At 70.3% G+C, this 9,355-nt stretch carries 8 protein-coding genes; 4 read left to right on the top strand and 4 right to left on the bottom strand.

Translation table 11 applies throughout. From position 1 onward, the window contains the following. Window positions 1-396 (bottom strand): electron transfer flavoprotein subunit beta/FixA family protein (locus PLL68_RS03175; protein WP_502910663.1); only part of this gene is annotated, 396 nt, incomplete at its 3' end. 290 nt (window positions 397-686) lie between these two features. On the opposite strand from PLL68_RS03175, the gene PLL68_RS03170 reads away from it, so the two are divergent. Beyond that, window positions 687-1,958 carry a DUF2254 domain-containing protein gene (locus PLL68_RS03170; RefSeq protein WP_324531572.1) on the top strand — a complete coding sequence of 424 codons (1,272 nt, stop codon included), beginning with the start codon at window positions 687-689 and terminating at the stop codon, window positions 1,956-1,958. A gap of 24 nt (window positions 1,959-1,982) precedes the next feature. Here PLL68_RS03170 and PLL68_RS03165 read toward each other — a convergent pair whose 3' ends face one another. Beyond that, a complete protein-coding gene (locus PLL68_RS03165) occupies window positions 1,983-2,762 on the bottom strand; it encodes an enoyl-CoA hydratase/isomerase family protein (RefSeq protein ID WP_324531570.1) in 780 nt (259 codons plus the stop codon). Continuing rightward, window positions 2,759-3,232 (bottom strand): T3SS (YopN, CesT) and YbjN peptide-binding chaperone 1, encoded by a 474-nt coding sequence (locus PLL68_RS03160; RefSeq protein WP_324531568.1) that lies wholly within the window; start codon window positions 3,230-3,232, stop codon window positions 2,759-2,761. The genes PLL68_RS03165 and PLL68_RS03160 overlap by 4 nt, the downstream gene beginning before the upstream one ends. A gap of 34 nt (window positions 3,233-3,266) precedes the next feature. Between PLL68_RS03160 and glgX the strand changes: the two genes are divergently transcribed. Both glgX and PLL68_RS03150 read left to right on the top strand, forming a co-directional pair. Then, complete coding sequence (glgX, locus tag PLL68_RS03155) at window positions 3,267-5,429, top strand: glycogen debranching protein GlgX (RefSeq protein ID WP_324531566.1); 2,163 nt, start codon at window positions 3,267-3,269, stop codon at window positions 5,427-5,429. 150 nt (window positions 5,430-5,579) lie between these two features. Continuing rightward, window positions 5,580-6,470 carry a phytanoyl-CoA dioxygenase family protein gene (locus PLL68_RS03150; protein WP_324531564.1) on the top strand — a complete coding sequence of 297 codons (891 nt, stop codon included), beginning with the start codon at window positions 5,580-5,582 and terminating at the stop codon, window positions 6,468-6,470. Window positions 6,471-6,565: 95 nt separating this feature from the next. Here PLL68_RS03150 and PLL68_RS03145 read toward each other — a convergent pair whose 3' ends face one another. Beyond that, on the bottom strand, window positions 6,566-7,099 hold the full coding sequence (locus PLL68_RS03145; RefSeq protein WP_324531562.1) for a hypothetical protein: 534 nt from the start codon (window positions 7,097-7,099) through the stop codon (window positions 6,566-6,568). Window positions 7,100-7,133: 34 nt separating this feature from the next. Between PLL68_RS03145 and PLL68_RS03140 the strand changes: the two genes are divergently transcribed. After that, on the top strand, window positions 7,134-9,158 hold the full coding sequence (locus PLL68_RS03140; protein ID WP_324531560.1) for an alpha-1,4-glucan--maltose-1-phosphate maltosyltransferase: 2,025 nt from the start codon (window positions 7,134-7,136) through the stop codon (window positions 9,156-9,158). The last annotated feature ends 197 nt before the right edge of the window (window positions 9,159-9,355 follow it).

Raw genomic sequence — 9,355 nt, 5'->3', positions numbered from 1 at the left:
GACGACACCCATGACACCGTCGGTGGAGGCCATGCCGGTGAGCACGAGCTCGGGGGAACCACCGGTGGCCTTCTTCACGGCCTCGGCGAGCACCAGCGAGGTGGCGGCCGCGTCGGAGCCGTGGATGGCGTCGTCACTGACGTGGATGCCCGCGTGCGCCCCCATCTGCAGCGCCTTCTTGATCGCGTCGGCGGCTCCGGCGGGGCCCACCGTCAGCACGGTGACCTCACCCTCGCCGGCGGCCTCGACGAGCTTGAGGGCCTCTTCGACGGCGTACTCGTCGAGCTCGGAGAGCAGCCCGTCGACGCCTTCGCGGTCGATGGTGCTGTCGGATTCACGGAAGGTGCGCTCGGACTGTGCGTCCGGCACGTGCTTGACGCAGACGACGATGTTCATGCGTGCCTCGTCCTCATCTCTTGCTGGGTGGCTGGGGGCTGGCGGGGCCCGGGCGGTCGGGCTCGGGCGTGGCGTCGATTCTCTCAGCAGCCGAGCGCTTGTTCACCATCGGGTTGGCGTGATGCCCACCACCCCCGGAAGGCTGGGCGGGCCTGGTGACAGGCATTGGGGCCCGAGACCCCTTTCCGGGAGGGTGGCTCCACGATCAGTGGGTCCCCGAATCCGGCGCGTTGCCTGTCGGTGGGCCCGCTCCCGCTGTCCTGGCGGGTTCCGGTGGCAGGATCGAGCAGGTGACCACCGACGAGAAGGCGAGCTCGGGCACGGTGCGACGCACGGTCGGGCCGGTCGGCGACCCCGAGACGATCGGCTGGTGGGAGCGGCTCTGGGGCCCCTTCTGGGTGCTGCCGTCGATGATCTGCGCCCTCGCCGTCGCGGCCGGCCTGTTGCTGCCCCGCATCGACGCCGCACTGACCGACGACCTGCCGTACCTCTTCGGCGGTGGCGCCGAGTCTGCCCGCAGCCTGCTCAGCACCATCGCGAGCGCCATGATCTCGGTCACCGGGCTCGTCTTCTCGATCACCATGGTCGTCATGCAGCTGGCGAGCAGCCAGTTCACCCCGCGCCTGCTCGGCAGCTTCCTCAGCAGCCGGATCACCCAGGTGACCCTGGGCGTCTTCACGTCGTCCTTCGTGTTCGCCCTCATCGTGCTGCGTGACGTGCGCGGCGGCGACGAGCCCTTCGTCCCCCAGCTCTCGGTCACGGTGGCCTTCCTGCTCGTGCTGGCCAGCGTGGCGTTGTTCTTCGCCTTCATCCACCACATCACCGTGTCGATCCAGGTGTCCCAGGTGATCGACCGGATCGCGAACCAGACCGTCCGGGCCCTGCAGCAGGGGGACGACGAGTGGGACGACGCCCCGGCCGGCTCGCCGTCCTGGTCGCAGGCGCCGGGCCCGTCCGTCACGGTGTCGACCGGCTCGGGCCACGGCGTCCTGCAGCGGGTGCGCTACACCGACCTCGTGGAGACGGCGCACCGTGCTGGGGTCGTCGTCGAGCTGAGCACCCGGGTCGGCGAGGTCCGCCACCAGGGGCAGGCGCTCGCGGTCGTCCACGGGGCCCTCGCCGGCGACGACGTCATCGAGCAGGTGCGCGCGTCGTTCGGGCTCGGCAAGGAACGCTCGATGCCGCAGGATCCCGAGTTCGGGGTGCGGCAGCTGGTCGACATCGCCGAACGTGCCCTCTCCCCCGGTGTCAACGACCCCACCACGGCGGTCCAGGTGCTCGACGAGCTCCACCGCATCCTGCGGGTCGCGGGCGCCAGGGCGGACCGCTCGCCCCACCTCGTGGACGCCGCCGGCACGGTCCGCGTCGTCGACCTGCCGACGACCTTCGCCCGGCTGCTCGACCTCTCGCTCGACGAGATCGCCCACTACGGCACGGACTCGCTGCAGGTACCCCGGCGCATCGAGGCACTCCTCGACGACCTCGAGGGCAGCGTGCGCGACGAGCACGTGGCCGCCGTCACCGCCCGGCGGACCGCGCTCCACGACGCCCTCGGCGTCTGACTCGCCGAGGCAGCCGCCGACCGGTCAGGTGCCCTCGAAGGGAGCCGGGCCACGGCCCTTGTCGACGAAGTGGCGCATGCCGATCGCCCGGTCCTTGGTGGCGAACAGGCCGGAGAACAACATCCGCTCGATCTCCAGGCCGCGCTCGAGGTCGGTCTCGAGCCCGAGGTCGATGGCCTCCTTGGCGGCGCGCAGGGCGTACGCCGGGCCGCCGACGTAGCGCGCCATCATGCTCCGCGCACTCTCGTAGACCTCGGATGCCGGGACCACGGAGTCGACGAGCCCGATCGCCAGCGCTTCGGGCGCCTTGACGAACCGGCCGGAGAAGACGAGGTCCTTGGCGCGTGACGGGCCGACGAGCCGGGCCAGGCGCTGGGTGCCGCCGGCACCGGGGATGATCCCGAGCGAGACCTCGGGCTGCCCGAGCACGGCGTCGTCGGCGGCGATGCGGAAGTCGCACGCGAGCGCCACCTCGCACCCGCCGCCCAGCGCGTACCCCGTGATGGCGGCCACGGTGGGCTTGGGAAGCTGGGCCAGCGACCGGGTGAAGTCCTGGAGCAGGGCCGAGTGGTCGACCATGTCGGTGTACGACATGGTCTCCATCTCCTTGATGTCCGCACCGGCGGCGAACACCTTCTCGCCGCCCCACACGATGACCGCGGCGACGTCCTTGCGCTCCGCCGCCTCGCGGCACGCGGCGATGAGGCCGTGCTGGATCTCGGCGTTGAGCGCGTTCATCGGCGGCCGGTCCAGGCGGATCGTGCCGATGCCGTCAAGGACCTCGAGGCGGACGAGGTCGGTCACGACGGGCTCCCGGCATCCGACTCGGGCGCGTTGGGGTCGATGCCGAGCAGGCGCTGGTGCCAGATGTGCACCCCGGAGAGGATGACCTGGATCGAGACCTGGATGAGCGAGGAGACGTCGGCACCCGGGGTGGCGAGGTGCTCGCTCGTGACGACCAGGGTGGAGCCGGCGACGCCGCTCTTGAGGCAGTTCATGTTGAGGTTGAGCTCGTTGCACGTCTCGTGCAGCTTCAGGCGGTCGCCGAGCATCTCCTCCTGGATCTGCCACTGGCCGAAGACGCGCATGATCTCGACCTCACCCTCGGTGCAGCGGATGAACAGCTGCTGCTCGTTGACGGTGAAGGCGACGTCGCCGTCGGTGTCGAGGTTGGGCGCCAGGCCCAGGTCGACGAGGATGTCGAGGACCCGACCGCGCAGGGGGTGCTCGTCGGCGGGCGGCGGGAAGTTGGGCAGCGACGTGGGATCGGTCATGGGTCCACCGTAACGACTCATTAGGCTCCCCTCCATGTCGCCCTGGTCGCACCCCACCACCGTCCCGCCCGGCCCCATGACCCGCGACCTCGCCCCTCGGCCCGGGGTGACGCTGGTCGAGGGCGGCGCCGACGTCGCGGTCTATGCCGGTCACGCCGACGCCGTCGAGCTGTGCCTGTTCGACGCCGGCGACAAGGCCGGCACCAGCGAGCGCCGCATCCCCCTGCTGGAGCGGGCACACGGCTGGTGGTTCGCCTTCGTCCCGGGCATCACGGCCGGGCAGCGCTACAACTTCCGCGCCCACGGCGCGTGGAGCCCGGACCAGGGGCTGCGGCACAACCCGGCCAAGCTGCTCCTCGACCCCTACGCGAAGGCGATCGAGGGCAAGGTCCGCTGGGGTGCGGAGGTCTACGGCCACGTCGTCGACGTTCGCTGGCACGGCGACGGCGAGCTCATCTCCGACCTCGACAGCCGCGGCCACATGCCGCGCGGCGTCGTGGTCGACGACCGCTTCGACTGGGAGGGAGACGTCGCGCCGAACCGCTCACGCAGCGAGAGCGTCATCTACGAGGCCCATGTCCGCAACCAGACCGCGCTGCACCCCGGTGTGCCCCCCGAGCTGCGGGGCACGTACGCCGGGCTGGCCCACCCCGCGTCGGTGGCCCACCTCACCTCCCTCGGGGTGACGGCCGTCGAGCTGCTGCCCGTGCACGCGTTCACCCACGAACCGCACCTGGTGCGCCGCGGGCTGACCAACCACTGGGGCTACAACACCCTCGGCTTCTTCGCGCCCCATGGTGCCTATGCCGCCGCGAAGGACCCGCAGGGTGCCGTCGACGAGCTGAAGGGCATGGTCAAGCTCCTGCACGGCGAGGGCATCGAGGTCATCCTCGACGTCGTCTACAACCACACCGCCGAGCAGGGCCGCACGGGCGCCATGTTGTCGTGGCGCGGGCTGGACCAGCGCGCGTACTACCGCCTCGACGAGCGGGGCCGCGACATCGACGTCACCGGGTGCGGCAACACGCTCGACCTGCGCCACCCGGTGGTCTGTCGCATGGTGCTGGACTCGCTGCGCTACTGGGTGCAGGAGTACCACGTCGACGGCTTCCGCTTCGACCTCGCCGTGGCGCTCGGCCGTGGTCGCGGGGACGACTTCGACCCCGACCACCCCTTCCTCGTGGCGCTGCGCACCGACCCCGTGCTCTCGGCGGTCAAGCTCATCGCCGAGCCGTGGGACGTCGGCATGCACGGCTGGCGCACCGGCCAGTTCCCTCCTCCGTTCATGGAGTGGAACGACCGCTACCGGGATGCCGTCCGCCGCTTCTGGGTGGGCGACGTCCGGTCCCAGCGCCACCACCGTCGCGGGCACGGGCTCCAGGAGCTCGCCACGAGGTTGGCGGGTTCACGCGACCTGTTCGGTCACCGCGACCGTGGCCCGACGGCATCCATCAACTTCGTCGCCGCCCACGACGGCTTCACCACCGCCGACCTCGTGGCCTACGACACGAAGCACAACGAGGCCAACGGCGAGGACAACCGCGACGGCAGCGACAACAACGGCTCGTGGAACCACGGCACCGAGGGCCCGAGCGACGACCCGCAGGTGATCGCTGACCGAACCCTCGCGATCCGCAACCTCATGGGCACGCTGCTGCTGTCGACCGGCGTCCCCATGATCAACGCGGGTGACGAGCTCGGCCGCTCGCAGGGGGGCAACAACAACCCCTACTGCCAGGACAACGGCACCTCGTGGATCAACTGGGACCTCGAGCCGTGGCAGCAGGACCTCCTCGACACGACCAGCCACCTGATCCGGGTGCGCCAGGCCCTTCCGGTGCTGCGCCAGCGGGTGTGGGCGCTCGGGCGGCAGGTCCACGACGACGGCACTCGCGACATGGAGTGGTACGCCGCCGACGGCACCCCGATGGGCGACCGGTGGACCCAGGGCAGCCGCCTGGTGCAGCTGTACGTCGCAGGCGCCTGGATGGGCTGGGACTCTGCGCTGCTCGTCGTCAACGGCGGTGTCGAGGACGTCGAGGTGACGCTGCCCGAGGCGCCCGGGGTCACGACCTACCGCCTGCTGTGGGACAGCACGTGGTCGCGACCGCGCGACGGCGGCGACCCCGTGGTTCCCGGGCCGGTCACGGTCGGCGCCACGAGCCTTCGCGTGTACGCGGCATCCGACGTCAGTTGAGGCTGGCATCCGACGTGAGTTGACGCCCTCGGCTTAGGCTTGGGGCAAGCAGGCGCCCGCCGTGACGACAGCGAGAGTTGCGACCGTCGCGAGGGGCTGCCGCGGGATGGTGCCCCCGCAACCGTCGGCACCAGTTGGGAGCATCACCGCATGACCGCAACCGTCTCCGCACCCACCGGTTTCGAGCCCCTCGACCCGGCGATCCGCGAGCAGTACGACCGCGACGGCTTCGTCGTCATCCCGAACGCGCTCCCCGAGGCGGACCGCGCCTACTTCGAGGATGCCGTCGACCGCATCTACGGCGAGGAGGAGGCCGCGGGCGAGCTGCGCCCCGACCGCTCCATCCACGTCATGGGGTGGATGCACAAGGACCCGCGCTTCGTCGAGCTGCTGAACTGGCCGCAGACCTTCCCCTACATCTGGGGAACGATGGGCTGGAACATCTACACCCACCACAACCACATCGACGTCAACCCCCCGAAGGACGAGCCGCCCTTCTGGAACTGGCACCAGGACGGCTACCGGCAGAACTCCGACATCGACATGGACGTGCGTCCGATGTTCATGACGAAGATCTGCTACGCCCTGACCGACCTGTCCGAGCCCGGTTACGGCAACACCAAGGTCATCCCCGGCAGCCACAAGAACAACACGCTCGCCGGCCGCCCCGAGAAGGAGGGCGACCCGATCATCGAGCCCGAGGGCGCCGTCGAGGTGCTGCTCAACCCCGGTGACGCGTTCATCTTCGACCGCCGCCTGTGGCACAGCCGCTCGATGAACAAGAGCGAGCGCATCCGCAAGCTGATGTTCATCGGCTACACCTACCGCTGGATCCGCCCGCTCGACGAGGCCGTGGCCGACCAGTCGTCCGAGTGGTTCAAGGGTCTGTCGCCGCTGCACCAGCAGCTGCTCGGCTACGGCCCCGACCACGCGTCGTTCTGGGGCATCAAGCAGAGCGGCTGGATCGACGACGAGATCCCGCTGCGCGCCGAGCTCAAGTCGCGTGGCCTGCTCGACCGCAACATCCCGTTCCTGCGCTGAGGCACCCCTCCAGCCCGGTCGAGAGTAGGCGAATCGCCGTCATCCCCTTGGGGGTGGCGGCGATTCGTCTACTCTCGACCGGTTCCGGGAAGGGGTCAGGCCGGGTCCGGTGGTGCGAGGTCGAGCCAGCCGGCCCGGTTGACCCGGTGCATCAGCACGACCGTGACGATGCCGACGGCGACGAGCCCGAGGTACCCGAGCGCGTAGAGCGCCCCGAGCGACGTCGCGAGCCCGACCAGGCCGATGAGCCGGATGACGCCTGCGGCAGGGGCCCCGATGCGGATGCCGCGCGCCCACCGTCGCGCGTCCTGGTCGCCGTCGGGGGCGAGGTCGCTGATGGCGGTGGCGAGCTGGTGCAGGATCAGCACCGTCAGCAGGATCTCGATGAAGACCGCACCCCAGATGATGCCGTCCTGGCCGACGAACAGCGGTGTGCCCGTGACGAGGGCAACCGGCACACCGGCAGCCGCGGCAGCCCGGGCGCGGGCGAAGGCCATGTGGGTCGCACCGCCGAGACCGACGACCAGCCACAGGTAGCCGACGATGTCGGGGAGAACGTCCCAGCCGAAAAGCGGGAGATCCAGGACGACGACCAGCAGGCCCCACGCGGCCCACACGAAACGACTCATGCGCGCAACCCTATGGGGCCGGTAGGTTGCTGACGTGACCGCTCCCCCGCGCACCAGCGCCCCCCAGCACCCGATCGGCCGAATCCCCGTGCTCGACGTCGCCCCGTGCGTCGACCACGGCGCCCGCCCCGCGAAGTCGGTGGTCGGCGAGGAGTTCACCGTCACCGCGACGGTTCTTCGCGAAGGCCACGACGCCGTCAACGCCTCGCTGGTGCTGACCGACCCGGACGGCGTGGAGCACGTCCAGGTGATGGAGTGCACCAACCCGGGCCTGAACGCGTGGTCGGCGGTCGTCGCCGCTGACCGCACCGGCTGGTGGTCCTACCGGGTCGAGGGCTGGTCCGACCCGTACGGCACCTGGGTCCACGACGCGACGATCAAGGTGCAGGCCGACGTCGACACCGAACTGATGCTCGAGGAGGGCGCCCGGGTTCTCGAGCGCGCCCGCAAGGAGGTCAAGCGCGACAAGGCCGCCAAGGCCGCGCTCGCCGACGGCATCCGCGGCCTGCGGGACACCACGGCATCCGCCGCCGTGCGACTGCGTGCGGGCACCGGAGCGGCGGTTGCCGACGTCCTGTCCGCCCGCCCGCTGCGCGACTTCGTCAGCCCGTCGGCCGAGCTGCCGCTGCTCGTGGAGCGCGAGCTCGCGCTCTCCGGAGCGTGGTACGAGTTCTTCCCACGCAGCGAGGGTGCGACCTACGACGAGAAGGAGCACCGCTGGACCACCGGCACGCTGCGCACCGCGGCCGAGCGGCTGCCCGCCGTCGCCGCGATGGGCTTCGACGTCATCTACCTCACCCCGATCCACCCGATCGGCCAAGCGGCGAAGAAGGGCCCGAACAACACCCTCGACGCCCGCCCGGAGGACCCGGGTGTGCCGTACGCCATCGGCTCCAAGGACGGCGGCCACGACGCGATCCACCCCGACCTCGGCACCTTCGCCGACTTCGACGCCTTCGTCGCCCGCGCCGAGGGGCTCGGGCTCGAGGTCGCCATGGACCTCGCGCTGCAGTGCTCCCCCGACCACCCGTGGGTGACCGAGCACCCGGAGTGGTTCACCACCCGCGCAGACGGCACCATCGCGTTCGCGGAGAACCCGCCGAAGAAGTACCAGGACATCTACCCCGTCAACTTCGACAACGACCCCGCCGGCATCTACGCCGAGGTGCGTCGGGTCGTCCAGGTGTGGATCGACCACGGGGTGAAGATCTTCCGCGTCGACAACCCGCACACCAAGCCGGTGGAGTTCTGGCAGTGGATCATCGCCGACGTCGCGAAGGACCACCCGGAGGTCATCTGGCTCGCCGAGGCCTTCACCAAGCCGGCGATGATGCACACCCTGGGCAAGATCGGCTTCCAGCAGAGCTACACCTACTACGCGTGGCGCAACACCCCGTGGGAGCTTCGTGAGTACGTCACCGAGCTCGCCGGTGAGGCCGCCACGTACATGCGGCCCTCGTTCTGGCCCACCACGCACGACATCCTCACGCCCTACATGCAGTTCGGTGGCCGCGCCGCCTGGGTGGTGCGTGCGGTGCTCGCGGCGACGCTCGTGCCGACCTACGGCATCTACGCCGGCTACGAGCTCATGGAGCACGTGGCCCGCCCCGGCGCCGAGGAGCAGATCGACAACGAGAAGTACGAGTACAAGGACCGCCGCTGGGCCGACTACGAGGTGGGTGGCCCCAAGGAGGGTCAGTCACTGGCCGGGCTGCTCACCCAGATCAACACCATCCGGGCCAACCACGGCGCGCTGCACTGGCTGCGCAACATCACCTTCCACAGCGCCGATGACGAGAACATCCTGGTGTTCAGCAAGCGGCGGGTCTACGCCGACGGCGGCGAGGACGTCATCCTCGTGGCCGCCAACCTCGACCCGCACTCCACGCGTGGCACCCACGCCCACCTGGACCTGCCGGCGCTGGGCCTGTCCTGGGGTGACGAGTTCGTCGCCCACGACCTGCTGACCGACGAGCAGTTCACCTGGGGTGAGCACCCCTTCGTGCGTCTGGGCCCGGAGACCACGCCGGTGCACGTCATCCACGTCCGCCGCAGCTGAGCCCCGCTCGGCTCCTGTCCCCCGCGGGGCAGCAGTCGAGAGTAAGCGAATCGCCGCCACCCGTGCTCGGGTGGCGGCGATTCGCTTACTCTCGACTGGCTGGAGGGACTGAAACTGGCGCCTGCCGGCCGTGGCCCCGGGGTCAGGCGTTGGTCTTGATGTGCCAGATGCGGTCGATGTAGTCGCGCATCGATCGG

It is taken from the genome of Ornithinibacter sp. (genome assembly GCF_035443565.1).
In the GTDB taxonomy this organism is placed as follows: Bacteria; Actinomycetota; Actinomycetes; order Actinomycetales; family Dermatophilaceae; genus Fodinibacter.
This window is presented reverse-complemented; position numbering and strand designations above follow the sequence as displayed.